The sequence below is a fragment of the Paenibacillus enshidis genome, assembly GCF_042136365.1.
Classification (GTDB): Bacteria; Bacillota; Bacilli; order Paenibacillales; family Paenibacillaceae; genus Paenibacillus; species Paenibacillus enshidis.
Genome location: NZ_JBHHMI010000004.1, coordinates 205,365 through 231,684, shown reverse-complemented (window position 1 = coordinate 231,684; position 26,320 = coordinate 205,365). Strand labels below are relative to the sequence as shown.

Here is a 26,320-nt window from a genome sequence, read left to right as displayed (position 1 = left end):
CAAAGCGTCCTAGCGGGCTCTCATTGCATAGCGTACGGAAGCCATCTCATCCAGCTCGTTCTGTTCGTGGAGCAGCAGTTCTTTTTGAAAGCTCGCCTTCGCCTTCTCCCTTGCCTTGAGCCAAACTTGTTCATCCAGCATTTTATCGCTCAAAATGCTCTGTTTGCTTTGCACGTTCATTTGGGCTTGCCGGACTTCTTTATTTTTTCGTTCAATGCATTGCTCCAGATGTCTGATATATGCCTGTAATTGCTGGATGGAGGCAAGCGAGACACAGGCTTCCGCCGCGCTTTGGATGGCGTGTGATGCCCGCTCCTTTTCGGAGATGAGCTGCTGAAGCGTTTGTTCTTCGGCTTGCAACCGTCCTACTGCGCTGGACAGCACCCATTCGGCCTGCGACTTTTCATTCGACTTTAGATCAACGACTTTCTGAAATGAATACTGGAATTTCATTGTTCAGGTCAACTCCTTGTAAACTCGGAAAGCAATCGCTCCCGTACTTCCTGCAGCTCAACCTTTTCATCCGTTCTTTGCCGCGTAAAGTCCCACACATCCTTGATCCGGTCAATCGATTCGTCAATTTCGGCGTTCGTACCGCGCTGGTAGGCGCCGATGTTGATCAAATCCTCCGAATCCCTGTACACGGCCATCAGCCTTTTTACGTTTTCAGCAGCTGCAATTTGATCTTGCGGCGCAATATCTTTCATAACACGGCTAATGCTGGCCAGCACATCGATGGCGGGAAAATGGCCCTTGTTGGCAATCGTGCGGTTCAGCACAATATGGCCATCCAAAATCCCGCGCACCGCGTCCGCGATCGGTTCATTCATGTCGTCCCCATCCACCAGTACGGTGTAAAAGGCGGTAATGGAGCCTGCGGGTCCGGTCCCCGCTCTTTCCAGAAGCTTGGGCAGGCTTGCGAACACCGACGGTGTATACCCCCGCATCGCAGGTGGTTCCCCGACAGCCAGTCCGACTTCACGCTGTGCCATGGCATAACGGGTAACCGAGTCCATCATCAGCATCACATTCAGCCCCCGGTCCCTGAAATATTCTGCGACCGTAGTGGCAATCAGCGCCGCCTTGATGCGAATAAGCGCAGGCTGGTCGGAGGTAGCTACAATGACGACCGACCTTTCCAGTCCTTCAGGACCGAGGTCCCGTTCAATGAAATCCAGCACTTCACGCCCCCGTTCGCCGACAAGTGCAATGACATTGACATCAGCAGCCGTATTGCGTGCGATCATGCCCATCAGCGTGCTCTTCCCAACCCCGGAGCCTGCGAAAATACCTACGCGCTGTCCTTTTCCCACCGTCAGCAGGCCATCAATGGCTCGTACACCAATACTGATCGGCTCCCGAACTCTCGGTCGGTTCAACGGATTTGGCGGTATGTTGAATGTCGAATATCTGGCCATCCGTGAAGGAATCAGGGACCCGTCCAAGGGCTGGCCCAGACCGTCCAAAACCTTGCCCAGCAGCTCAGAGCCAACCTGAATGTTCAAAGGTTTCCCTGTCCCTACCACATCGCAGCCGGGACCAATGGAGTGCAGCTCGCCAAGCGGCATCAGCAGCACTTTATTATCTCTGAAGCCGACAACCTCGGCCTGCAGTGGCTGGGCGCTTTTCCCCGGGTATATATAGCAGACATCGCCGATACTGGCGTCAGGACCTTCCGACTCCACCATTAGTCCTATGACCTGTGTCACTTTTCCGTTCACTCTGACAGGGTCCAGATTTCTCAGATGGTCCAGATAACGACCGGAATCAAACTGCTTCATGCCTTTGCTCCTCGTTATCTAATGCCACTCGCAGCAGCTCCTTCTTGATTTCCGCGAGCTGTGTGTCAATCCGGGCATCCACGCTTCCGAATGCGGAACGAATGACCACTCCCCTGTCTTTGACCGTTCCATCGGGAATAATTTGCAGCTCTGCCTGAGAATCCACCACCAAGGAAAGCTCCTCACGCGCAGCGTTCACAAAGGCAAAGTGAGCAGGCGCCACACATAGGGTGATTGTCCCCTGCTCCCGTTTGCGTGCCAGATTTTTGCGGATCAGTTCGATCATGTATTCAGGCTCAATGCTGAGCTGTTTGTCGATAACCTTTTCCGAGATTCCGCAGCTAAGCTCCACTAGAAAAGGTTCGGCTTCCAGGATAAGCTGCTCTTTGACCTCATAAGCATGCAGCAACACCTCCTGCGCTTCCTCCATCATCTTATCCGATCTGGCCTGCCATTCCGCCGCGGCGAGCCGCTGCCCTTCCTCATATCCCTGCTGAAAGCCCTCGGCCTTAACCGCTTCGACCAGCTGCTCATCCTGCTCGCGTTTTTCCTGCCACCAGGCAGCGATTTGTTCCTGTGCCTCCTGAAGCAGGCGCTCCGCTTCGTCCGCTGCATCTCTGACTTGCTTTTCGGCAAATTCCTTGGCATCCGAAAGGATTTCGTCCCTCAGCTTTTCGGCTTCCCGAACGATTTGCGGCTCCAAGGGCTGCGCATAAGCTTCCTCTTCTTCCTTGAAAGCCTCCGTTGTCTGATAAGCCTGAGCAAGCTCCAGCTTCTTCAATGTTTCGACAGGGATATATTGAAATGACTTGATCACATTAGACAATGATGTCATCTCCTCCGCCGCGGGCGATTATAATTTCTCCGGCTTCTTCAAGTCTACGGATTATAGAAACGATTCGTGTCTGGGCCTCTTCCACGTCACGCAGCCGGACAGGACCCATAAATTCCATTTCTTCCTTGAAGGTTTCCGCCATCCGTTTCGACATATTGCGGAAAATGGCGTCACGCACTTCTTCGCTCGATACTTTGAGCGCAAGCTGCAGATCGGCGTTTTCCACATCCCGCACAATACGCTGAATGGAACGGTTGTCCACATTGACAATATCCTCGAACACAAACATCCGCTTCTTGATCTCCTCGGCAAGCTCGGGATCTTGTATTTCCAGGGAGTCCAGAATGGTTCTTTCGGTACCGCGGTCCACCCCGTTCAGAATTTGCACGATGGACTCGATACCGCCCGCATTCGTGTAATCCTGGGTTACTGTAGAAGAAAGCTTCTGTTCCAGCACTCTCTCTACCTGGGCAATAACTTCCGGTGACGTGCTGTCCATCACCGCCACTCTTCTTGCCACATCCGCCTGTTTCTCCTGGGGAAGAGAGGACAGGATTGCAGCAGCCTGCTCAAACTTCAGGTAGGAAAGAACCAGCGCAATGGTCTGCGGGCTTTCATTCTGAATAAAGTTCAGAATCTGATTCGGATCAGCCTTTCTGGCAAAGTCGAACGGTCTGACATGCAACGTCGCTGTCAGCCTGTTGATCACTTCAACCGCTTTTTGCGAACCAAGCGCTTTTTCCAGAATGTCGCGGGCATAGTTGATACCGCCTTGTGAAATATACTCCTGGGCCAAGCAAATCTGGTGAAACTCCGCCAAAATGGAATCCTTTTCAGGAGCCCCAACCGATCTTACATTAGCAATTTCCAGGGTCAACTGTTCTATTTCATCATCTCTCAAGTGTTTGAATATTTGTGCGGATACCTCCGGTCCAAGCGTAATCAGCAGGATCGCCGCTTTCTGTCTACCGGATAATCCAAGTCCGCTTGCCTTTGCCAATGCATTCACCTCTATTCGTCAGCCAACCATGTACGCAGCAGGTTGACGAACTCATCGGGCTTCTTCTTGGCCAGACTTTCAAGCTGTTTGCGTACTTGATCTTCGCTTGTCACACTTTCCAAACTGATTGAAGGAAATTCCGTCGGTGGAGACAGGATCAGGTCATCTTCATACTCTTCTGCTGCCTGTTTGCGGCGGTTCCGGACAATCAGAATGATGGCTGTGGCCACCAGCGCGAGCACAGCAGCTCCAATTCCCCATGCCCACGGGTTGGAGGCCGACAGCCATTTCGCCTGCTGCTGTTCAGGTGCGGCTGCCTGACTAATAACCTTGACCTTGGCCGCCAGCTGCTGCTGTGTGAATTGTGTTCCGGAATTCGCCAATGAAGCACCAACGATATTCGTAAGAACGGTTTCCATATCAGCAATTTGAGTTTGAGACAGCGGCGTTTGTCCTGCACCTGTTTCAACAGCCACATTAATGGTTAAATCTTTAACAGTATAAGGGCTGGAGATAATATCCCTGGCGATTCTGTTCACTTCGTAGTTGATCGTGCTGGACGTTTTTTCAGATTCGCTTGTGCCTGATGAAGCCCCGCCAGGATATCCCGGAACATCCTGCTCACCCGTACCGGCAACTCCCCCGGTCTGGCCGCTGGAGCCTGATGAGGATTCCGAAGTCTCCTGCGTACTGATTTCGATGCCTTTCCCTCGTTCCTGGTCAACCGGCGTAACCAGCTGCTCCTTGGAAGTAACCTTGTCGAAATTCAACTGGGAAGCCACCAGCACATGAATCCGGTCAGCACCTGCATATTGGGATAAAAATTGTTCGACTTTTGCCCTGACATCACTTTCAAATTTCTTCTGTAGCGCCATATTTTCCTGAACACCGTTAGAAAGACCGCCCTGACCGCCCTTCACGGTCGGTATCAGCTCATACTCGTTATTCGTGATGGTGATATTTTCAACAGGCAGCTTCGGAACTGCGGTTTTCACCAAATTAAAATAACCGTCTATGGCCCCTTGCGATGGCCGGAACCCTGGCTCAAACTGCATGACGATGGAAGCCGATGCTTTGTCTTCCTCTTCCAGTCCTGCAAATATATTTTCTTTCGGGAGATTGATAATGGCTTTAGCGCTTTTGACACCTTCCATCTGCCCCAGCAGCTGTTCTACTTCCCCATTCAATGCGTTATTGTATTTCACATTGAATTCATTCTCGGTCATGCCGATGGCGTTTGAGGTTTCGTCAAACGCACCCAGACCGATCGACCCATTCTGAATGAGCCCCTTCGATCCTATGGCAACCTTGGCTTCTGCTGCAGATGCGCTTGGAATCGCAATATCCGTCCCGCTTGCACTTAATTTATAAGGGATGTTCTCTGAGTTCAGATACTCGATTACCGCAGCAGCATCATTGGCATTCAAATTCCGGAAGGCGACCTCGTACTCCGTTTTTGTAAACTGCATGGTCAGCACTGCAGCTGCAAGCACGATAAACGCGAATGTCGAAATGAGCAGTATTTTTTGTTTTTTACTGAAATTGGTCCAATATCCGATAAGGCTGTCGCGATATCGGGCTATTCTCTCGTTCACTGTGTCACCCCATCCGAAACTTTGCTGGTTCTATTAAAGCTGCGTGCGCATGATCTCTTGATAGGCTTCTATCGCTTTGTTCCGTATTTGGGTGGTGAACTGCAATGACAGTAAAGCCTCTTGAGAAGCAATCATAACCTGGTCAACATCAACCTGACCTGTCAGGAATTTGTTGGACATTTCCTGCGAATTGATTTCCTGCTGATTCACCTGGTTCAGCGCATCCGCCAGATAATCTCCAAACTGACGCAATGATTCCGCAGGTGTCGTCTGCGTCTTCAAATTGCTCACAGATGGAGTCTGCTGAACCGATGGGGATTCAATGTTGAACATTGTGTTTTGAATCATCTATTTCTCTCCCTCCATTCTTAAAGCGATCTTAGCGATCATTTGCCAATCTCGAGAGCTTTGCTGATCATCGCCTTTGAAGCGTTCAGTGCTGTGACGTTCGCCTCGTAAGATCTTGAAGCGGAGATCATATCCACCATTTCCTTCGCGATATCGACATTTGGCATATATACATAACCGTTCTCATCCGCATCCGGATGCTCAGGGTTATAGACCGGTTTAAGTGGTGAAGCGTCTTCCCTAATCTCTGCAACCTTGACCCCCGCAGCCGTCGTTTTTCCATTCATTCGTGCATCTAACATATCGGAAAAGCTGGGTTGGTTAGGCTCAAGCACTGTCATTTTTCTGCGATACGGAACCGCCTGTCCATTCACTATCTGCGCCCGCGTCGTTTCCGCATTCGCAATGTTGCTGGAAATCACGTCCATCCGTAAACGTTGTGCAGTTAGGGCTGAAGAACTAATACCAAAACTGTTGCTGATTCTCAAGTTGTCCTCCCCCTTCCATATCAAAAAATGTCTTCTCGTGTCTAAAAAGAAGAAAATTCAACAATTTACGCTCATTCTACTTTTTCCGACGCTGTTTTTTTCGTTTTTATACACGACTCTTTAGGACTTAAGTATAAACAATTACCATGTTTTTGTATATTCTAAGTTTCGTAGAACTTGGGACTAAATACAATAAGAAAAAAGCCCTATCTTTTCGAAAAAAGAGGGCTTTCCATGGTTTTTTTGTTAAATTTTGTTCTTTTTCAGAGAATTTCATCGATTTTTTATCACTTTACAGCTTTTACAAGCTCATTTTTCCTACCAGAGAATCGGGTCATTTATCTCGTTTTTGCTGGTCGGCGCAATTTCGTTATCCTGCAAGAAACCTGTTATTTCAGTCCCAAACAAAATATGAAACCGATCTGTTTTATAGGATATACTGACTTAAGTCCCGGTCCTCCGCAATATTCCCCAATTTTTCTCTTACATATTCCGGGGTTATAACCATTCGGTCCAGCGTCAATTCCGGGGATTCAAAGGAAAGGTCTTCAAGCAGCTTTTCCAGTATGGTATGCAATCTGCGGGCCCCGATGTTCTCGGTGTTTTTATTGACAGATTCGGCAATTTTCGCGATTTCTCTAATTGCCGAATCAGAGAATTCAATTTCAATACCCTCCGTACGCAGCAGATCCACATACTGTTTGGTTAATGCATTCTGCGGTTCCGTCAGGATGGAGACAAACTCCTCCAGAGAAAGACTGCTCAGTTCTACCCGAATCGGAAAACGTCCCTGCAGCTCGGGAATAAGATCCGAAGGTTTGGCTACATGAAAAGCGCCTGCGGCGATAAACAGAATATAGTCCGTTCTTACTGGGCCATACTTCGTCATGATCGTTGAGCCTTCTACAATCGGAAGAATATCACGCTGTACCCCTTCACGGGAAACATCCGGACCATTTCCTTTACCCTGGGTGGCAATTTTGTCGATTTCGTCAATGAATATAATTCCTGATTGTTCGGCACGGGTAACGGACTCCTGAATGACATCGTCCATATCGATCAGCCTGGCCGCCTCTTCCTGAGTCAGCACCTTGCGGGCCTCTTTGATGGTCAGCTTGCGCTTTTTCATTCTTTTAGGCAGCAGACTGCCGAACATCTCCTGCATGTTCATGCCCATTTGCTCATTGCCTTGACCGGCAAACATATCGAACATATTAGGCGTGGTGTCTTCAACCTCGATTTCAATCACATCATTTTCCAGATTCCCGGAAAGCAAATCAAACTTCACCTTGCGCCGTTTCTCCAGCACTGTTCCGTCCTGCTGCTCCGGCTCTGTTTCCTGCGTCTGGCCGGCATTTCCTCCGAACAGCATTTCAAACGGATTGCGCTGGGTTTTGCCGCTGCGGCTGCCTGGCACAAGAATTTGCACAATACGGTCATTAGCCAGTTCTTCCGCTTTATCCTTCACCTTTTCGGTACGCTCTGCCCTGACCATCCGTATGGAGGTCTCAATCAGATCACGCACCATGGATTCCACGTCACGTCCGACATAACCAACCTCTGTAAACTTCGTGGCTTCCACTTTGACGAATGGGGCTCCGACCAGACGTGCCAGCCTGCGGGCGATCTCCGTCTTGCCTACGCCTGTCGGTCCGATCATCAGGATATTCTTTGGCACTATCTCATCCCGGATCTCCTCAGCCAGCTTGCTGCGGCGGTAGCGGTTGCGAAGCGCCACGGCGACCGACTTTTTGGCCTGCTTCTGGCCAACGATATATTTATCCAATTCAGCGACAATTTGTCTCGGTGTTAAAGCTTGATTGTTCATATCCATTCCTCCAGCTCCTGAGTACTCAAAGCCGATATCTATACTACAGCTCTTCCACAATAATGTTGCTGTTTGTATATACACAAATTTCTGAAGCCACCTGCAGCGCTTCTCTTGCCATATCCGCTGCTTCAAGGCCTGTACTATGACGCTTCAAGGCGCGGGCGGCAGCAAGCGCAAAATTGCCCCCGGACCCAATGGCAAGCACATCATCATCAGGCTCAATGATTTCGCCGCCACCCGATATCAACAGCATTCCACTTTGATCCATAACAATCATAAGAGCCTCAAGCTTGCGCAGAATGCGGTCCTGCCGCCAGTCCTTGGCCAATTCAACAGCCGCTCTCTGCAGGTTTCCGTGGTGTTCCTCCAGCTTGCCCTCGAACTTCTCAAAAAGGGTAATGGCATCGGCGACCGAACCGGCAAAACCGGCGACCACCTGCCCCCGGTATAATCTTCGTACCTTTTTGGCCGTCTGCTTCATCACTACGTTGTTGCCGAATGTCACCTGACCGTCTCCGGCAATCGCACCTCTGCCGTTATGGCGAACCGCACAAATCGTAGTAGCATGAAATGACATGTCCATATGGCGCCCTCCTTTATGGCTAAGGCCGCTGCACAATACATGCAGCAGCCCACATTTATATGATGCTCTATACTTCCTGACCAGCAGGCATGACGTGTGCATCCTGGACATAGCTTCTAGTGCTGTTCAGCGCACGCTGAGCCAGAGCTTCGTTCTTCTCTTTCTTGTTGCGGATGCGGGCTTCCAGCTTGGGAAATAGGCCAAAGTTGGCGTTCATCGGCTGAAAATGCTTGAAATCAGCTGTCGTAATATAACGGGCCATGCTTCCAAGGGTCGTGTCCGCCGGGAAAACAAGCAGTTCTTGTCCCTGTGCCGCCCGGGCGGCATTGATGCCTGCAAGCAGACCGGAGGCTGCGGACTCCACATAACCTTCAACACCTGTCATCTGGCCTGCAAAGAAAAGCCCGCGGCGGCCCTTAAACTGGTAGGTGGCTTCCAGCTGCTTGGGAGAATTGATAAAGGTATTGCGATGCATAACCCCATACCGCACAAATTCGGCATGTTCAAGACCCGGGATCATGGAGAACACCCGCTTCTGCTCCCCCCATTTAAGATGGGTTTGGAAGCCTACCAGGTTATACAGCGTGCCTGCCGCATTATCCTGCCGCAGCTGTACAACCGCGTAAGGCAGCGTCCCTGTATGCGGATTGACAAGGCCAACCGGCTTCATCGGCCCAAACAGAGCCGTCTGCTTCCCGCGCTGCATCATCACTTCAATCGGCATACAGCCTTCAAAATAAATTTCTTTCTCAAAATCTTTCACCTGGGCCACTTCCGCCGTGATCAGCGCGTCATAAAAAGCGTTAAACTCTTCTTCATTCATCGGGCAGTTGAGATAGGCCGCCTCTCCCTTGTCATAACGGGAGGCAAGATATACTTTGCTCATATCAATGGAGTCCTTCTCCACAATCGGGGCAGCAGCGTCGTAAAAATAAAAATACTCTTCCCCCATCATTGCTTTGATCTGTTCGGAAAGCGCAGGCGAGGTCAAAGGTCCTGTCGCCACAACAACGATCCCTTCCTGTGGAATTTCCTGAAGTTCCTCATTCACGACCTCGATCAGCGGATGCTGATGAAGCGTGCGCGTAACTTCCCCGGAAAAGCCGTCACGGTCCACGGCAAGCGCTCCTCCGGCAGGGACAGCATTGCGGTCAGCCGCTCCCAGAATGAGCGAGTTCAGCATTCTCATCTCTTCCTTCAGCACACCGACCGCATTGGTCAAGCCGTTGGCCCGCAACGAATTGCTGCAGACCAGTTCAGCGAATTTATCTGTATGATGCGCCGGTGTTTTGACCACCGGGCGCATTTCGTATAAACGGACAGGCACGCCACGGCTTGCGATTTGCCAGGCAGCTTCACTTCCAGCCAAACCTGCACCGATGACGATTACCTTTTGTACATCCACCACTTCAATATCCTCCTGCTTTGTCGTCTTTCATTTTGGTGTGCTGTTTACATCGTTTCTTCTACAGCATCGTCGGTCTCTTCAACCATTTCCATGTGATCGCAGGACGTGCACTGCAGCTTTGTTCCCTGTTTGTTCCGTTTCTCCACCATCAGACTGCTGCAATTCGGGCAAGGCTTGACTGAAGGCTTATCCCAGGACACAAAGTCGCATTCCGGATAACGGGTGCACCCGTAAAAAATGCGCCCCTTTTTGCTGCGCCGTTCAACGACACTGCCCTCTTTGCAGGTCGGACATGTTACACCGATATCTTTTACGATCGGCTTTGTATTGCGGCAGTCCGGAAAGCCGGAGCAGGCCAGAAACTTGCCAAAACGTCCAAGCTTGTAAACCATGGGCTTGCCGCACTTTTCGCATATCTCATCAGATACTTCGTCCTCGATTTCAATCTCCTTCATTTCTTCCTCGGCTACTTCCAGCCGCTTCTCAAAGGATTCATAGAAATCGTTGAGCACCTTGACCCAGTCCTCTTCCCCTTCCTCCACATGGTCCAGATCCTCCTCCATGTTGGCGGTGAATTCCACATTCAGAATTTCGGGAAAAAACTGCTCCATCTGCTCAATCACAAGCTCTCCGAGCTCGGTAGGCATAAATTTCTTTTCTTCAATCGCCACGTACCCACGCTTTTGAATGGTTTCAAGCGTCGGCGCGTACGTGCTCGGACGTCCGATCCCAAGCTCTTCAAGCGTTTTTACGAGCCGTGCCTCCGTATACCGGGGCGGGGGCTGCGTAAAATGCTGCTTTGGCTCAATCTCTTCCGTCTTCAGCTTATCTCCTTCCGCAAGCGGCGGCAGCAGCTTCTCCTCTTCCGTGTTCCCGTCGTCGTTGCCTTCGACGTATACTTTCATAAAGCCGGGAAACCGCACTTTGGAGCCCGCGGCACGGAAGACGGCTGATCCTGCCTCGATATCTACAGAAAGAGTATCCATAATGGCCGATGACATTTGACTTGCCATGAACCTTTCCCATATCAGCTTGTATAACCGCAACTGGTCTCTGCTTAAATACGGCTTCACCGTGTCCGGGTCGCGCAGCACGGAAGTCGGACGGATCGCTTCATGGGCGTCCTGCGCATTGGCCGCTTTTTTCGAATATTGGCGCGGGCTTTCCGGTACATAAGACGCTCCGAATTTCCCGGTAATGAATTCTTTGGCTTCCTCCTGCGCCGAAGCAGCAATGCGTGTGGAATCGGTACGCATATAGGTGATGAGACCGACCGTGCCTTCCTTGCCGAGGTCAGCACCCTCATAGAGCTGCTGGGCAACGGACATCGTTTTGGAAGCCCGGAAATTCAGTTTGCGTGCCGCCTCCTGTTGCAGTGAGCTGGTGGTAAAAGGCGGCGACGGGTTGCGGAGGCGCTCTTTCTCCTTGACGCTAATGACCGAGAATGCAGCATTTTCGATGGCGGCCAAAACCTCTTTCACATCTGCCTCACTCGCAAGCTCCTTCTTCTCACCATTGAGCTTATGAAATTTAGCCTCGAAGTTGCTGTTGTTCACAGACAAACGAGCTGTAATCGTCCAGTATTCCTCTGGTACAAATTCGCTGATTTCATTTTCCCGGTCCAGAATGATCTTGACTGCAACGGACTGCACGCGCCCGGCCGACAGACCCTTTTTTACTTTTTTCCACAGCAGCGGACTGATCTTGTAACCGACAAGGCGGTCCAAAATCCGCCGTGCCTGCTGGGCGTTCACCAGGTCCATATTGATTTTGCGCGGTGTTTTAAAAGCATCCTTAACCGCCTGTTTTGTTATTTCATTAAATACGACGCGGCAGTCTGCCTTGTCATCCAACTCCAGCGCATGCGCCAAATGCCAGGCAATAGCCTCTCCTTCACGGTCGGGGTCCGCTGCCAGATAGACTTTTTTCACTTTTTTGCTGGCATCCTTTAATTCCTTTAAAATAGAACCTTTACCACGAATGGTTATATATTTTGGATTGAAGCTGTTCTCCACTTCAACCCCGATCTGGCTTTTAGGCAAATCCCGGACATGCCCCATTGAGGCTTTGACGATATATTTGCTGCCTAAATACTTGCCGATCGTTTTCGCCTTGGAAGGCGACTCCACAATGACGAGTGAATCCGCCACAAACCATCCTCCTCTCCATTACTTGCCTTACTGTTACATCCAAGCACTATTCAGCAGTGCCTATCCATGTATAGTTAATATCGTTATAGCTGATTAGATTAACTCATATTTCAGACCCGCAAGCTGAGCGACCCTTTTTTTTATGATTAACGATAACAGAACTGAATGCAAAAGTCCAAAATGCCAGCCGGTCATCGTCAACAGTTCATCCACCGTAAGCGTTCCCTGCTCCAGCAGCTCAATAATTTGTTCCTCATCAGAAGAGTAGGTCTGCTGTAGAAGTCCACCCGGATTCCCCGCAGCAGCTGCGGCGGTCTGAACAAGCCCCACAACGGCAGCAGACCACATGCCATGCTCCTCGATGATGTCGGAAGCTTCAGTAACCAGCTTAGCTCCTTGCTTGATTAAATTCAAGGTGCCCCGGCTTTTCGGCGACGTAACGGGTCCAGGCACCGCGAAGACATCCCTGCCCGCCTCCAGGGCAAAATCGGCTGTAATCAGCGAGCCGCTGCGGATATCTGCTTCCACAACGAGCGTTCCCCGGGTCAGTCCGGCAATAATGCGGTTGCGCTGCGGAAACAATCCGGGATTCGATTTCGTCCCAGGGGGATACTCGGAGATGACGAGCCCCTTGCGGATAATCTCTTTATATAATGATGTGTTTTCCGGAGGGTATGCAACGTCGATCGCCGTGCCGAGCACGGCCAATGTGTTGCCGCCGCAGCGGAGCGCGGCTTCATGGCATAAACTGTCGATTCCTCTTGCCATTCCGCTGACAATCGTATACCCGTTCGCACATAGCTCCTCCGCCAGCATCTCCGCCATTTTCCGGCCGTAGGCTGTTGGCACACGGGTGCCTACCATAGCCACCGATATGGAATCCAGCAATGATCTGTCGCCAAGGAAGTACAAAACCCACGCCGGATCGGAAGTTTCCTTCATTAATATAGGATAATCATCATCCAGATAAGTAATAACACCAATGCCTGCCTGTTGAACCTTCAACCATTGCTGTGAGACCCAATCCTTTGTAAACAGGGCTGAGGCTTGCCGTGCCAGCTCCACTCCCAGTCCAATCCCCGTCCATTCCCTCTCCCCGAAATCAAACAGATCATACAGCCTGATTCCGTTGGAAAAAATGCGGCTTACCGTTCTGCGGCCCACTCCCTGCAGCATGGTCAGCCCGAACAATACCTGACGTTCATCCATTTCCCGTTTCCTCCCTAAAAGGGAAGGCTGTGCCCTCCCTATTTTGTGACAGAGATCATTTTTTTGCAAGCGTTTCCTCACTAAAAAAATGAAAACGCCAAAAAAGCAACCTTTTCATTCCCGCATGCGGAAACAAAAAGGTTGCTTACCTTTACTACATTATATACCAGCAAAAACCGGATTGTTCAAGTCTTTTAATGCGTAGTGCAAAGATTGAGAATGCCCCGTTCTTCCAGTACACTGACCAGAGTTGAGCCCATTTCGGACGGAGTTGGAGCGACTTTAATACCGCAGGACTCCAGTTTTTCGATCTTTTCTTTCGCTGTACCTTTGCCGCCGGAAATAATCGCACCCGCGTGGCCCATCCGTTTGCCCGGAGGAGCTGTAACGCCGCCGATAAAGCCGACAACAGGCTTGGTCATATTTTCCTTGATCCACTCCGCCGCTTCTTCTTCCGCCGTACCGCCGATTTCACCGATCATGATGACAGCATGTGTCTGCGGATCTTCGTTAAAGCGACGCAAAATGTCAATAAACTCGGACCCTTTCACCGGGTCCCCCCCGATGCCTACAGCGGAGGATTGGCCGATGCCGCGGGTAGTCAGCTGGTGTACTGCTTCATAAGTAAGGGTTCCGCTGCGGGAGACGACGCCTACATGACCTGGCATGTGAATATACCCGGGCATAATGCCGATCTTGCATTCACCAGGTGTAATGACGCCAGGACAGTTTGGTCCGATCAGGACGGTTTTCTTGCCTTCCATAAACCGCTTCACCTTGATCATATCCACCACCGGAATTCCCTCAGTGATACAAATCACAAGGTCCATCTCCGCGTCTACCGCTTCCATGATGGAATCCGCCGCGAAAGCCGGTGGTACATAAATAACGCTGGCGGTTGCTCCAGTCTTCGCTTTGGCCTCTTCAACCGTGTTGAAGACAGGCAGCTTTACCGTACTGCCGTTCTCCAGCGTGATCTCCACTTCCGTGCCGCCCTTGCCCGGCGAGGTGCCGCCGACCATCTGTGTTCCGTAATCCAGGGCTCCCTTGGCATGAAACAATGCCGTTTTCCCTGTAATTCCTTGCGTAATGACCTTTGTATTTTTGTCGACCAAAATACTCACGCTGCTCACATCCCCTATCTATTATTCTTTCATCCGGAATGCAAAAATGGTTAAAGCCTACTTCACGAGCGAAACGATCTTCTGTGCTCCGTCCGCCATCGAATCTGCAGAAACGATATTCAGACCAGATTCGGACAAAATCTGCTTGCCGAGATCCACATTGGTGCCTTCCAGACGGACAACCAGCGGCTGGCTGAGACCGACCTGCTTCGCCGCTTCCACGACACCATTTGCAATGACATCACACTGCATAATGCCCCCGAAGATGTTGACGAAGATGCCCTCCACCTTCGGATCGGACAAAATAATTTTGAACGCTTCGGTAACCTTCTCCGTTGTAGCGCCGCCCCCTACATCGAGGAAGTTGGCCGGATCGCCACCATAATATTTGATAATATCCATCGTCGCCATAGCCAGACCTGCACCGTTGACCATGCAGCCGATGTTGCCGTCAAGGGCGATGTAGCTCAGATCGAATTTGGAAGCTTCAATTTCCTTCTCATCTTCCTCGTCCAGATCACGCAGCGCCTGAATGTCCTTATGACGGAACAACGCATTGGAGTCAAAGTTCAGCTTGGCGTCCAGCGCCATAACGTTACCGTCGCCAGTAACCACCAGCGGGTTGATCTCGGCGATCGAGCAATCTTTGTCCACAAATGCCGCATACAACCCCATCATAAACTGGGCAGCCTTATTCACAAGCTCATTCGGAATGTTGATGCTGTAAGCCAGCTTCCGGGCCTGGAACGTCTGCAAGCCGATGGCCGGGTCGATGACTTCCTTGAAAATTTTCTCCGGAGTGGCTGCCGCCACCTCTTCGATTTCCGTACCGCCTTCCTCGGATGCCATCATGACAACACGTCCGGTAGCCCGGTCAACCACAACGCCTACGTAATATTCCTTGCGGATGTCACAGCCTTCTTCAATCAAGAGGCGCTTAACCTCTTTCCCTTCCGGGCCTGTCTGATGAGTAACCAATACTTTACCGAGAATTTCGGAAGCATAGGTCTGCACCTCATCAAGGCTTTTTGCCACCTTCACGCCGCCGGCTTTTCCCCGTCCACCAGCATGGATTTGAGCTTTCACAACTGTAACAGCGCTTCCAAGCGATTTGGCGGCCTCTACCGCTTCTTCCACCGTATAGGCTACTTTGCCGTTCGGAACCACTACCCCGTACTGTTTTAACACTTCTTTACCTTGATATTCATGGATATTCATTCTCGAATCCTCCTATCAACATGACTGCAGCAAGGCGGTTTACAAGGAAATCTGATATAAACCCACATCATTGTAACATGTTTTTAAAACGCTTTCCTTAAAAATGACAGATGAACTCCAAGCATTTTTATATCAGTATCATTCCTAAAAGTGAATATTTGGATAAATATGTAAAATGGATTGCAACCCTTTATATTTTTATTTTATTCAAACTGCTCAGTATTTTACCCATTTCATGAATTTTTTTCGTTCGGGACAGGAATTTTTCTGATCCTTACATGTTCTCGCTGAAAAAATTCAATATTAACATCAAATGCATTCAATTCATCGGAGGGGTACTTATTTATGAAAATGGATAGCAAATTCAGCTATGTTCCGCAGTTTCTGCAATGGGTGCTCAACGTCCTTTTAACCCTGCTGGCCCTCGTCCTCTCCGTCTTTCTCGTAAGAGAGACCTATACCATTTATCAGCTTTTCTTCACTTCAGACGGCCCCCCGCCGATTGAGCTGCTGGAGAGCATTCTTAACTTTTTCCTTTATTTCGAATTTATAGCCCTGATTATCAAATATTTCGAAGCCCGTTTCCATTTTCCGCTCCGTTATCTAATCTATATCGGCATTACTGCCATCGTGCGGCTCATTATTGTGGATCACAAAAATCCGATGGATACCATCCTGTACTCAGGCGCCATTCTGATCATGGTGGTCACGTTATTTATAGCCGATCCCCGCAAGAAAAGCGGCGGTTGATGATTTGATTTACGAAATACAAAAAAGCCCCGGTTTATCCGGGACTGATCAAATCAGATTCTCTCGCAGAGACTACTTGCCGTAGCTGTCCTTATTGTATTGGTGCACCCTGTTCAGCAGATGGTTGAATTGCTCCAGCAATGCTCTGAATTCCTCAGTGTCCTTACAAATTTTACTACCAATGGAGTCTGGAATGCTTAACGCCTGATGTCTTAATTGGCTGCCCGCGTCCGTCAACGTAATCAGCACTTTGCGTTCATCCTGGGCAGACCGTTCACGATGAATGAGGCCTGCGGTCTGAAGTCTCTTCAATAGCGGAGTCAAGGTACCGGAATCCAGATACAGAGCCTCTCCCAGCTCCTTCACCGTACACTGTTCACGCTCCCAGAGAACGATGAGCACCAGATACTGCGAATAAGTAACGCCCAACTGCTCAAGATAAGGCTGATATAGCTTCGTGATCTCACGCGAACAGGCATATATGGTAAAACAAAGCTGATTTTCCAATTTCAAAGCTTGATCTGCGATGTTGCTTTCCATGTCTGTCATTCACCTACTTTCGTCATTATTTTATCACAAAATTAAAAAAGAAGCATATATATTTTGAAAAATATATTTACAATATGTTTTTATTGTGTTAATTTAAATTGTGTAAAATATATAAGAGAGGCAGTTGATTGAAAATGATGACAATCCAACAAAAAATGTATGAAACCACTGTAAAAGCTGTAGGCGGCCGCGAAGGCTACGTAGAATCTTCTTCCCCTGAACTCCGGCTTGATATTCGCACTCCGAAAGAAATGGGCGGTGCAGGCGGAAACGGCACCAACCCTGAGCAGCTGTTCGCGGCAGGCTACGGCGCATGTTTCGACAGCGCCCTTAATCTGGTGGCACGCACACAGCGGATCAAACATGAAGGCACTGAAATTAACACCACCGTCTCTTTTGGCAAAGTTGAGGACGGCGGCTTCGGCATTGGCGTTAAAATGGATGTTCTAGTGAGGGGCGTTGACCGCGAAACAGCTGCCAAACTGGTTGAAGAAGCCCACCAGGTGTGCCCTTATTCCCGCGCGACACGCGGTAATATTGTGGTCGAATTTAACGTTCTGTAATTTCTGTCCATGTCCAAAATAAAAATTTCCTGAATGTGCCGTACTGTCCCCCTCACTCCCCCATTCAGGCAGCGCGGCCTCAGTTCATTTATATATGATGGCCAAAGAACCCTCACATTCGTAGAATGGAGGGTTCTTTATCATTTTTCCACCTTCAATGAACTCTTATGTTAGCTGATGTTGTACTGGATAATTATATCAGCCAAGCCCCCTATGGGAAGTTGAAGGAGTTTTAATCACTGCTGCTGCTATCGCTACTACTGCTATCACTGCTACTATCGCTACTACTACTGCTATCTCTATTGTCAGAACTATATTCATAGTAATCATCGTTGCTGTAATGAATATCTGACGATGTGCTATAAGAACTACTTCTTTTATTTCTGGTTTTAGAGCTTCGTTTAGATTTGCGCCCCGCACTTATAATTACCAGCAAGAGCATCCCAATAACGATAACACCAAAAGCTATTTGTAGTATAGTCTCTAATGTCATACGTTTCCTTTCCTCGACTTGTCGGCTTCTGTTTCAATCAGCCATATTTTCATCTTACATTTCCCCCTTAGGCACCAATTAGTAGGATAAATATACCATGGGACTTTACCCAATTTCGATATAAATATGACAAAAACCCCGGAATTTCTCCGAGGCCTGGTTTCTTCCCGCCTTCAAACTCAATTAGAAAGAAGATAACAATCAGTCCTAGCCACTGTTTATATTTTCATATCCAATTTACGATACTGAATAGCCTCTGCCGTATGCTCCACGTCAATCTGTACTGCCCCTGCCAGGTCGGCAATCGTGCGGGACAGCTTTAAAATGCGGTCATAGGAGCGCATGCTGAGTCCCAGGACTTCTACAGTCTGCTGTAGAAGAGCATGCGCCCCCGGCTCCATTTTGCAAAATTTGCGCAGCAGCGAGCCCGAAAGCTCGCTGTTCCAGGACAGCGGCAGTTCGCGGTATCTTTCCGCCTGAATGGACTGGGCGGTTAGGACCTGCTGTCTCATCACCGCAGAACTGATCGAAGCTTGCTCGTGCTGCCACTCCTTGGGGCGCGGCACCTCAAGCTGCAGATCAATCCGGTCCAGCATCGGTCCCGATATCCGGGACCGGTAACGGGCTATTCTTCCCGGACTACACGTACAGCGCTGCGAGTCCGTCTCGCTCCCATACCAGCCACAGTAACAAGGATTCATGGAACCAGCAAGCAGAAATTGGGCCGGATAAGTAAACACCGCCCTGGAGCGGCTGATTGTCACCTGCTTGTCTTCCAGAGGCTGTCTGAGCACCTCCAGCACCTGATGGTTGAACTCGGGAAGCTCGTCGAGAAAAAGCACTCCCCGATGCGCGAGACTAACCTCACCCGGTTTCGGAATCGCGCCGCCCCCAATCAGCCCTGTAGCAGAAATCGTATGATGGGGAGCACGGAAAGGCCTGGTCCGGATCAGACCGGAGGCGGATTCCTTCAGTTTCCCGGCTGCGCTCAATATTTTGGTTACTTCAAGCGCCTCCGCTTCTTCCAGCATTGGCATGATTGTCGGAAGCCGTCGGATTAGCATCGTTTTGCCGGTGCCCGGAGGGCCCATCAGCAATATATTGTGCATGCCCGCAGCAGCAATGACCAAAGCCCGTTTGGCATGCTGCTGCCCCAGGACATCAGCGTAATCCTCAATCGTCTTTCCAAACAGAGGTAGGCTGTCCTTGTCTTTCGGCACCAATGTCCCCTTTTTATCCGGCAGCAAATGCCCAAAGCTTGCGATGCGGACCGGAACTCTTTCAGGTGCTGCCCCTTTCCGTTCGATTGACAAGCAGCCAGCTTCAGGGATAATATCCTGTAAATGTCTGACACCATATAACTGTATCCCTTTAATCAGCATCGCTTCCTGGACGTTTTCCCATGGGAGCATAACCGAATCAAAGCCCTCCCGCTTGGCCAGATCAACCATGGACAGCACACCGTTCACCGACCGTACACTGCCGTCCAGGGCCAGCTCTCCGATAAATAGCGTTCTTTCTTCTCGAGGTAGTATGATCTGGCTGCTTACAGCAAGCAATCCTACCGCAATCGCCAAATCGAACGAGGAGCCTTCCTTGCGCAAATCAGCCGGAGCCAGGTTAATGGTTATACGTTGGGAAGGATATTTGAAACCGCAGTTTTTTATGGCAGCACGTACCCGTTCCACCGCTTCGCGGACAGCCGAATCTGGCAGCCCGATGATCGAGGACTGGGGCAACCCGTTGGACAAATCCGTCTCAACTTCAATCAGCACACCATCGAGCCCATACAGACAAGCACTGTTCAGTTTTCCATACATCAAAAAAGCACCTCTTTCACCATTGAAATTCCGCATGCTTCATGCAGCGGTTTATTGGTCGAAAAGGGTGCTTCCTCTTTTCCAAAATTATACTTTTATCTATCAAATACAGTCAGTTTTTCGGCAGCGGATGTGCGCTGCTGGGCTTTTGGCACAACCTCCGGGTACCCGGCGTACACCAATCCTACAATTTTTTCACCAGGCTTGATCCCAAGCTGCTCGCGAAACACCGGGGAATAAAAAAATGGCTTTGTCATCCAAAAGGTGCCGATTCCTTCGCTCCAGGCGGCAAGCATAAAGTTTTGAATCAAAGCGCTGACAGCGGCAAAATCCTCATCCCAAATAGCCTGGCGCGGATCTTCCTTCATGACGACAATCAGCGACACCGGATTATGCAACAAAGTTGAGGCAAATTTATTATCCTCACCCAGATCCGCCGCTACCGCGTCAGCCAGCTTTTGGCGCCCCTCTCCCGTAAATAGCAGGAAACGCCAAGGCTCTCGCAGCTTGTGATTGGGAGCCCATGCAGCGACATCCAACAGCCTGGTAATGGTCTCCACAGGCACTGGGTCTGTTTTGAATTTCTTGACCGTTCTGCGTTCCTGAATGACATCTATTACATTTTTAGAAAATACGGCTGATTCATTCATTTCAGTTCCTCCCACTCCTTTATGTAGGCCTGTAGCATTGTAAGTAAATGAGAAAATTTCTCAATTAAATATACCCATTCCTTGTCTCCATGTCAAACACGGCAAAGCAAAAACAGACTGCTCCCCATCAAGTATATGAGAAGCAGCCCGTGTTCTTCACGCGCTACAGATATTGAGTTCCCCTAAAATGCACCCTCGATATGTTCCATAATCTCAGCCTGTTGGTCCGGCAGCAGCCTGACCGCTATCATGTCAAACCGTACAGGTGTATCCGCCGCGCCGCGCATATGTAAATAGATTTCAGCGATATGACGAACCTGGGCTATTTTGCGGGCAGTTACAGACTCGGCTGCCGTTCCGTGAGTGGCCCCCGTTCTGCTCCTCACCTCTATAAAAATGAGCGTTCCGTCCTTCTCGGCAATAATGTCCACTTCACCGCTGCGGCAGCGCCAGTTGCGTTCTATAATTCGCCAGCCTTTACCGGTTAAATATTGTGCGGCCGTCTCTTCGCCGAGCGTGCCTTTACTTCTGCGATTATCAGACAATTCGGCCCTTGCCTCCTTCATTCCGGATACGAACCGCCTCCCGCCAGCTTGTCCATACGGTACACATAGCTGAGCACTTCAGCAACAAGCAGGTACAGCTCTTCCGGAATCTGCTCGTTCAAATCAAGCTTGGACAGAACCTCCACAAGCGACGGATCCTCCTGCACAGGCACTCCATGCTCCTTCGCTTTTTCCAAAATGGTCTCCGCCATTTTGCCGCGACCTTTGGCTACTACAACAGGCGCTTCATTTTCACCCGGGCTATATTTAAGGGCAACCGCTTTTTTTTGCGGCAGGGAAGGAGCGTCATCCGTCCGTTCTTTCATACTTTGATATCGACTCCTTTATACACCTGCGGGCTGTAATCACCGACGATATTGGCATGCATGCCATTTTCCGCCTGCGAACGGACCGGGATCGGCTCCGCTTTTAGTGTCAGCAATTGATAACCGATACCGTTCAAAGCCTCCGTTATCGAATCTCGTGTGCTGTCCAGCAAAGCTTCTGTCCACTCGCTGTCATTGTGTACCTTCACACTGACGACACGGTTCACAACTTGCACATCGACTATCGTCAGCCCCAGAGCTTTCATATCAAGATCAAACCAAAGACGGCAATTGGATGAATCCAGCTCTCCGCGTCTGCCCCTTTTGGATTGAATCTGTACGGAGGCCGTCTCGCGGCCGTCCGGCCCGACAAAAGGGATAAACATATGCACCTGTGCAAAAGGGGCCGTCCGGTCCGTGTTCAGCAGCAACTGCTGTCCGGTCAGCTGCTGCACGACCTGCTGCGCGGCCTCCTTCAGGGCCGGCGGCACGCTGCTGCTGTCCAGCAGCTGCAGCAGCAAGCCCTTGACGGTGGCGGCATCCGCCTGCGCCACCGCCCCCTGCCCTGCCGACGCCGCCCCCGTCGGCAGCTCCCCGCGCGCAGGCGCCAGCCCGGCCGCTGCGCGCAGCGCCTGCTGCTCGTGCTCCGCACCGAGCAGCTTCAGCACCCGCCCCACCCACGGGTCCTCCCGGTGGGTGGCTGCGGGTGCCGCCGTGGCGTCCGCCTGTGCAGCGGATGCCGCGGCCAGCGGGGCTGCCTGCGCTGGAGCAGCCGCTTCCCGCGGAGCTGCCGGCGCAGGCGCCCGCCCCTCACCCGGTCCATCAGACTGGACCGGGTCCGCTTGCTGCGCCACAAGGCTGCGCAGCTCCTGCAGCAGCACGCGCAGCTTCGGCAGCGCTTCCTGCCGCAGCGCAGCTTCGGCAGCAGTGCTTCCTGCCCGGAGAGCATCCCCTGCCGGCTTCTGACGGTCGCTTCCCTCCGCCGGGGGGGCCAACCCGCCCGCAGGGGGGCTCACGGCCCCCCTGCCAGCCGCTGCGGGCGCTCCTCCGTTCTGCCCGGAAGCTGCAGAACGTGCGTCCCCCTGCGCTGATCCGGCCCCCGTATCCATCTTCGTTATTTTCGCGCTTGCCGCCTCTGCAGCTACAGCTGCTCCACCAGCCCCCATTCCGTCAACCTGCTGTGCTGTCGCGCCATTCGCCGTCCCCGCAGCCGGAGCCGATCCCGCCTTACCCGCATCTCCTGCGATAGTCCCGGCTGTTCCTGTCCCCGCAGCGGCATTTGCTGCATTCGGCAGTCCAGCAGCGTTTCCACGCCCCCTCACGGCCGATGTATCGGCGGCAGGCTCCCCGCCTGCGCTCCCGCCGCTTCCCTGCCGCAAAGCCTGCTCCACAAGCTTTTCCAGGGAAGACAGCAGCTCGTCCAGCGGGGGACCAAAGATGGCCTGATGCAGTCCTGCCACCGCTTCCGGGGTAATAGGCAACCCCCGCTGAAAAGCCACACCAGCCGCCTGCACAATCGCCTCCAATTTAGCTCCGCTTGGCAGCAGATAATCCGCCGCTTCCCGCACCAACGCCGTCTGTTCCGCCGTCAGCGGAATGCCGCTGCGCTGCATCAGTTGGATCAGCTCGCGGTTCTGTGGCGTATCCGGAAGCTTTACCGATTGCAGCACCTTGGCAATGTCCATGCCAGATTGAGGTTGACCAGGCAGTTGGGACAGCGGCTTTAATACAGCAGTGCCATCTTCGTTCGGCGGTTGCACCTGCAGTAGCACCGTCTGTCCCTCCTGCAGCGGTGTCTCCACCTTGGCCCGCACCTGTGCCCCCTGGATTTGCAGCACAGCCTCTCCGCCATCCTCCGACACCTTCATTACCGTTCCGCGGACGACCTGTCCCGTTTGCAGCTCCAGCCGTTTCATCTCTCCTGCCTTGGCATCCCCGAGCAGTCCCCGGATCACTGACCCGATATTCATGCCGCCCATCCTCCTGTCATTCTTCTATCCATATTATATCGGCGCATGACTGCTTCCCGATGAGCGTAACCAGGCTCAAAGATCAAACAGCGTCGGCTGCTGAACCAGCAGATTTCCCAAAAAGCTGCGCCGGTGCATATCTGTCGGCCCGAGGACTATAATCTGTTCACGGTGCAACTTGGTGGCATATCCCTTATGTATCGCAATCCCGTATTCCGGGTATTTGGCTTCCCATTCTCCACGGCACAGCCGGTCTCTTGTCACCTTGGCGATAATGGATGCCGCGGCAATGGATTGGCTTATCGCATCCCCCTTGATGATCGCCAACTGCGGCAAAGGAAGATCCACCTTTTCCGCATCGACCAGCAAATAGTCCGGCTGCAGGCTTAATGCCTGCACCGCTTTTTTCATCGCCAATCGCGCGGCCTGCTTGATGTTGATCTCATCGATCACCTTCGCATCGACAGTGCCAATACCGACCGCAAGAGCGTTCTCCATAATCAGGTCATAACAAACCTCTCTCTTTTTGTCGGTCAGCTTTTTGGAATCTGTGACTCCTTCCAACACCAGCCCTGTAGGCAAAATAACCGCGGCAGCCACGACATCCCCGAACAAACAGCCCCTGCCTACCTCATCGATTCCCGCGACATATTTATAATTCTTCTGCCAGCAATCCTGTTCATAACGAAGCATCTCCGTCATTGTATTCAACACCCGCTTCACTCTAATCTTCCAATCCATACTGGACGGTTTCCATACGTAAAGAATAACGACATATCCTTAAGCTTATCATATCGGCTGCTTCGTCAAAAAGGGGGTATCCGCTTTTCGACAGAGCCAGCTTTTTCCACAAAAAAACCTCCCGCATCTCCACCAGAGACACGGAAGGTTCTTCCTTTCCGTTCATAGAAGGGCCTTGGCCCGCTCTTCCAATCTGTTAAAAAATCATCGACGCAAGTTCTTGCGATTACAGAATTGTTCATCTTCAGTAAGGTGCTTCCAGCGAAATGCGTCCCAGCTTGCCTGCCCGCAGGTCACGCAGCAGTACACTGGACGCTTTCTCCAGATCAACCCGTCCGCCGCTTACGATGCAGCCCCGTTTTCGGCCGACCGCTTCCATGACACCGACGATTTCCTCCGGATTCTCGCTGTCCCCGGGTCTTTCGGTCAGTTCAAAGCGCTCAGCCAGAGCCTGCCAGTAATAGCTTACCAAATATTTTACCGCAAAAAAGGCAATGTCTTCAACATTAAGTATTTCCTCTTTGATTGCACCTGTCACTGCAAGCCGGTAACCGACATTCTGATCCTCGAATTTCGGCCACAATATCCCCGGTGTATCCAGCAGTTCAATTTCTCCGATTCTGATCCACTGCTGCGCCTTGGTTACGCCCGGCCGATCGCCGGTCGCCGCCACGCTGCGTCCCGCCATCCGGTTGATGAGCGTCGATTTGCCCACATTCGGGATACCGACGATCAAAGCGCGGAGCGGCCGGGGTTTCATGCCCTTCGCAATCTGGCGGTCAATTTTTTCCTTGAGCAGCACCTTGGCCTGAATGGGAATATCTTTAATGCCCGTGCCAGTCTGGGCATCCACCGGCAGCGCCGTTTGCCCCTGCTCTTTAAAATAAGCAATCCACTGCTGCGTTACCGCAGCATCTGCAAGGTCCGCCTTGTTCATAATAATCATCCGCGGCTTGCCCTGCAAAATCTCGTCGATCATGGGATTGCGGCTTGACAGCGGAAGCCTTGCATCGATGAGCTCTATCACCAGATCAATCAGCTTCAACTTTTCCTGAATCTGGCGCCGGGCTCTTGTCATATGCCCGGGGAACCACTGTATCGTCACCGTATCACCTCGTTGTAAAGAAACATATAGTTTAGAATGCTCTATTCGTCATGCTTAATCCATTTCATATCACTGACAGGCCAAAAAATCACATCAGCCCGGCCAATGACCTCATTCAAATCGATAAAGCCCAGCTTGCGGCTGTCCGTACTGTTCGAACGGTTGTCCCCCATGACAAAAATTCTGCCCTCAGGAACCTTCGTTTCCTGATTCACACCGTTTGGGAAATCCGCCAGCATATTGTATTCTTCACCTTTGGCATGCGCTTCCTGTACGGCGTCCTGAATGTAGGTTTCAGGAACTTGCTCGCCGTTCACCTTCACGACATCCCCGTCAACGGTTATTGTATCTCCGGGAACAGCGATCACACGTTTAATAAAATCACGGTTTTCTTCAGGTACATGGAACACAATAACCTCACCGCGCTCCGGCTCACGGATTTTGTACAAAATTTCATTCACAATCACCCGTTCGCCTGTATGAAAGTTCGGCTGCATGGACGGTCCTTCAACGATAAACGGTTTGAATAGAAGCCAGCGGATGAGAAATACCAGCACCAAAGCAATGACGATCGCTTTAACCCATTCCAAAACTTCATTTTTTTCTTTGTTTTTTGCTCCGCCGCCCTGATCAGCCGGCTGCTGTGCATTGCTCTGCTCCAATTCGCGCTCCATCGTTCACTGTCCTCTCTTATGGTCAAGTTTCTACGTTCCCTATGTAATCATATAAAGTAGAAACATGCGCTCTCTTCCTTCGGTAAGTACAAGTATGCGCATCTCGGGTCTCACGAAGAGAATTTGCTTCAGTAAAACAACAAAAGGGGCTTGCTGAACAAGCCCCTTCTGTTACTCGTGTATTAACGACGAATTTCTTTAATTCTCGCTGCTTTACCGCGCAGTTCACGAAGATAATAAAGCTTCGCACGACGCACTTTACCACGGCGAGCCACTTCGATTTTATCGATTTTCGGGGAATGCAGTGGGAAAGTTCTTTCCACACCTACACCGTAAGAAATTTTACGAACCGTAAAAGTCTCACTGATTCCTCCGCCACGACGCTTGATTACAACCCCTTCGAACAACTGGACACGCTCGCGTGAACCCTCGATAACCTTAACGTGCACTTTCAAAGTGTCACCAGGACGAAAGCTTGGCAAATCGCTGCGCAGCTGCTCTTGAGTAATCGCTTGGACGATATTCATCTAGGACTCCCTCCTTCCGCTACAGGTGTTCATGCCT

General features: G+C 51.0%; 27 protein-coding genes. 2 read left to right on the top strand and 25 right to left on the bottom strand.

What is annotated here, in order from left to right; genetic code table 11:
• Positions 1–9: 9 nt before the first annotated feature.
• From fliJ to sucC, 14 genes are all read right to left on the bottom strand, one after another.
• Positions 10–453: a flagellar export protein FliJ gene (fliJ, locus tag ACE41H_RS07205; protein ID WP_375354353.1), complete on the bottom strand. Its 444-nt coding sequence runs from the start codon at positions 451–453 to the stop codon at positions 10–12.
• Between the two features lie 8 nt (positions 454–461).
• Complete coding sequence (gene fliI / locus ACE41H_RS07200) at positions 462–1,781, bottom strand: flagellar protein export ATPase FliI (RefSeq protein WP_375354351.1); 1,320 nt, start codon at positions 1,779–1,781, stop codon at positions 462–464.
• A complete protein-coding gene (locus ACE41H_RS07195; RefSeq protein ID WP_375354350.1) occupies positions 1,768–2,607 on the bottom strand; it encodes a FliH/SctL family protein in 840 nt (279 codons plus the stop codon). The genes fliI and ACE41H_RS07195 overlap by 14 nt, the downstream gene beginning before the upstream one ends.
• The gene (gene fliG / locus ACE41H_RS07190; RefSeq protein ID WP_375354349.1) at positions 2,600–3,625 is read right to left on the bottom strand and encodes a flagellar motor switch protein FliG; all 1,026 of its coding nucleotides are present in this window, start codon (positions 3,623–3,625) and stop codon (positions 2,600–2,602) included. Before fliG ends, ACE41H_RS07195 begins: the two co-directional genes overlap by 8 nt.
• 2 nt (positions 3,626–3,627) lie before the next feature.
• Positions 3,628–5,211 carry a flagellar basal-body MS-ring/collar protein FliF gene (fliF, locus tag ACE41H_RS07185; RefSeq protein ID WP_375354347.1) on the bottom strand — a complete coding sequence of 528 codons (1,584 nt, stop codon included), beginning with the start codon at positions 5,209–5,211 and terminating at the stop codon, positions 3,628–3,630.
• Positions 5,212–5,244: 33 nt separating this feature from the next.
• Positions 5,245–5,559 (bottom strand): flagellar hook-basal body complex protein FliE, encoded by a 315-nt coding sequence (gene fliE / locus ACE41H_RS07180; protein ID WP_375354345.1) that lies wholly within the window; start codon positions 5,557–5,559, stop codon positions 5,245–5,247.
• Between the two features lie 38 nt (positions 5,560–5,597).
• Positions 5,598–6,047 carry a flagellar basal body rod protein FlgC gene (gene flgC / locus ACE41H_RS07175; protein ID WP_375354344.1) on the bottom strand — a complete coding sequence of 150 codons (450 nt, stop codon included), beginning with the start codon at positions 6,045–6,047 and terminating at the stop codon, positions 5,598–5,600.
• Between the two features lie 427 nt (positions 6,048–6,474).
• Positions 6,475–7,875 (bottom strand): ATP-dependent protease ATPase subunit HslU, encoded by a 1,401-nt coding sequence (gene hslU / locus ACE41H_RS07170; RefSeq protein ID WP_375354342.1) that lies wholly within the window; start codon positions 7,873–7,875, stop codon positions 6,475–6,477.
• 43 nt (positions 7,876–7,918) lie between these two features.
• The gene (hslV, locus tag ACE41H_RS07165) at positions 7,919–8,461 is read right to left on the bottom strand and encodes an ATP-dependent protease subunit HslV (RefSeq protein WP_375354341.1); all 543 of its coding nucleotides are present in this window, start codon (positions 8,459–8,461) and stop codon (positions 7,919–7,921) included.
• A 67-nt stretch (positions 8,462–8,528) separates the two neighbouring features.
• Complete coding sequence (gene trmFO / locus ACE41H_RS07160) at positions 8,529–9,869, bottom strand: FADH(2)-oxidizing methylenetetrahydrofolate--tRNA-(uracil(54)-C(5))-methyltransferase TrmFO (RefSeq protein WP_375354340.1); 1,341 nt, start codon at positions 9,867–9,869, stop codon at positions 8,529–8,531.
• Between the two features lie 44 nt (positions 9,870–9,913).
• Entirely contained in the window at positions 9,914–12,019 is a 2,106-nt protein-coding gene (gene topA, locus ACE41H_RS07155; protein WP_375354338.1) for a type I DNA topoisomerase, read from the bottom strand.
• 93 nt (positions 12,020–12,112) lie between these two features.
• Complete coding sequence (gene dprA / locus ACE41H_RS07150; protein ID WP_375354336.1) at positions 12,113–13,228, bottom strand: DNA-processing protein DprA; 1,116 nt, start codon at positions 13,226–13,228, stop codon at positions 12,113–12,115.
• Positions 13,229–13,422: 194 nt separating this feature from the next.
• Positions 13,423–14,352: a succinate--CoA ligase subunit alpha gene (gene sucD, locus ACE41H_RS07145; protein WP_375354334.1), complete on the bottom strand. Its 930-nt coding sequence runs from the start codon at positions 14,350–14,352 to the stop codon at positions 13,423–13,425.
• 57 nt (positions 14,353–14,409) lie between these two features.
• Positions 14,410–15,570, bottom strand: a complete 1,161-nt coding sequence (gene sucC / locus ACE41H_RS07140) for an ADP-forming succinate--CoA ligase subunit beta (protein ID WP_375354332.1) — start codon at positions 15,568–15,570, stop codon at positions 14,410–14,412.
• Positions 15,571–15,915: 345 nt separating this feature from the next.
• Between sucC and psiE the strand changes: the two genes are divergently transcribed.
• Complete coding sequence (psiE, locus tag ACE41H_RS07135) at positions 15,916–16,320, top strand: phosphate-starvation-inducible protein PsiE (protein WP_375354330.1); 405 nt, start codon at positions 15,916–15,918, stop codon at positions 16,318–16,320.
• Between the two features lie 72 nt (positions 16,321–16,392).
• On the opposite strand, the gene ACE41H_RS07130 is transcribed toward psiE, so the two are convergent.
• On the bottom strand, positions 16,393–16,860 hold the full coding sequence (locus tag ACE41H_RS07130; protein ID WP_375354328.1) for a MarR family winged helix-turn-helix transcriptional regulator: 468 nt from the start codon (positions 16,858–16,860) through the stop codon (positions 16,393–16,395).
• A 143-nt stretch (positions 16,861–17,003) separates the two neighbouring features.
• On the opposite strand from ACE41H_RS07130, the gene ACE41H_RS07125 reads away from it, so the two are divergent.
• A complete protein-coding gene (locus ACE41H_RS07125; protein ID WP_375354326.1) occupies positions 17,004–17,432 on the top strand; it encodes an organic hydroperoxide resistance protein in 429 nt (142 codons plus the stop codon).
• A gap of 232 nt (positions 17,433–17,664) precedes the next feature.
• Here the strand turns inward: ACE41H_RS07125 and ACE41H_RS07120 are convergent, their stop codons facing one another.
• The 10 genes from ACE41H_RS07120 to rplS form a co-directional block, all read right to left on the bottom strand.
• Positions 17,665–17,925, bottom strand: coding sequence for a hypothetical protein (locus ACE41H_RS07120; RefSeq protein WP_375354324.1), 261 nt, complete (start codon positions 17,923–17,925; stop codon positions 17,665–17,667).
• Positions 17,926–18,143: 218 nt separating this feature from the next.
• Positions 18,144–19,745 (bottom strand): YifB family Mg chelatase-like AAA ATPase, encoded by a 1,602-nt coding sequence (locus tag ACE41H_RS07115; RefSeq protein ID WP_375354513.1) that lies wholly within the window; start codon positions 19,743–19,745, stop codon positions 18,144–18,146.
• 95 nt (positions 19,746–19,840) lie between these two features.
• A complete protein-coding gene (locus ACE41H_RS07110) occupies positions 19,841–20,395 on the bottom strand; it encodes a nitroreductase family protein (RefSeq protein ID WP_375354322.1) in 555 nt (184 codons plus the stop codon).
• Between the two features lie 182 nt (positions 20,396–20,577).
• Positions 20,578–20,940 (bottom strand): YraN family protein, encoded by a 363-nt coding sequence (locus ACE41H_RS07105; RefSeq protein WP_375354320.1) that lies wholly within the window; start codon positions 20,938–20,940, stop codon positions 20,578–20,580.
• Between the two features lie 17 nt (positions 20,941–20,957).
• Positions 20,958–21,266 carry an EscU/YscU/HrcU family type III secretion system export apparatus switch protein gene (locus ACE41H_RS07100; RefSeq protein WP_375354318.1) on the bottom strand — a complete coding sequence of 103 codons (309 nt, stop codon included), beginning with the start codon at positions 21,264–21,266 and terminating at the stop codon, positions 20,958–20,960.
• Positions 21,263–23,236 (bottom strand): TP0910 N-terminal domain-containing protein, encoded by a 1,974-nt coding sequence (locus ACE41H_RS07095; RefSeq protein ID WP_375354316.1) that lies wholly within the window; start codon positions 23,234–23,236, stop codon positions 21,263–21,265. Before ACE41H_RS07095 ends, ACE41H_RS07100 begins: the two co-directional genes overlap by 4 nt.
• Positions 23,237–23,311: 75 nt before the next feature.
• A complete protein-coding gene (gene rnhB / locus ACE41H_RS07090) occupies positions 23,312–23,938 on the bottom strand; it encodes a ribonuclease HII (protein WP_375354511.1) in 627 nt (208 codons plus the stop codon).
• Between the two features lie 283 nt (positions 23,939–24,221).
• Positions 24,222–25,082 carry a ribosome biogenesis GTPase YlqF gene (gene ylqF / locus ACE41H_RS07085; protein ID WP_375354314.1) on the bottom strand — a complete coding sequence of 287 codons (861 nt, stop codon included), beginning with the start codon at positions 25,080–25,082 and terminating at the stop codon, positions 24,222–24,224.
• 41 nt (positions 25,083–25,123) lie between these two features.
• Positions 25,124–25,756 carry a signal peptidase I gene (lepB, locus tag ACE41H_RS07080; protein WP_375354312.1) on the bottom strand — a complete coding sequence of 211 codons (633 nt, stop codon included), beginning with the start codon at positions 25,754–25,756 and terminating at the stop codon, positions 25,124–25,126.
• 182 nt (positions 25,757–25,938) lie between these two features.
• Positions 25,939–26,283 carry a 50S ribosomal protein L19 gene (gene rplS, locus ACE41H_RS07075; protein ID WP_375354310.1) on the bottom strand — a complete coding sequence of 115 codons (345 nt, stop codon included), beginning with the start codon at positions 26,281–26,283 and terminating at the stop codon, positions 25,939–25,941.
• Between the last annotated feature and the right edge of the window lie 37 nt (positions 26,284–26,320).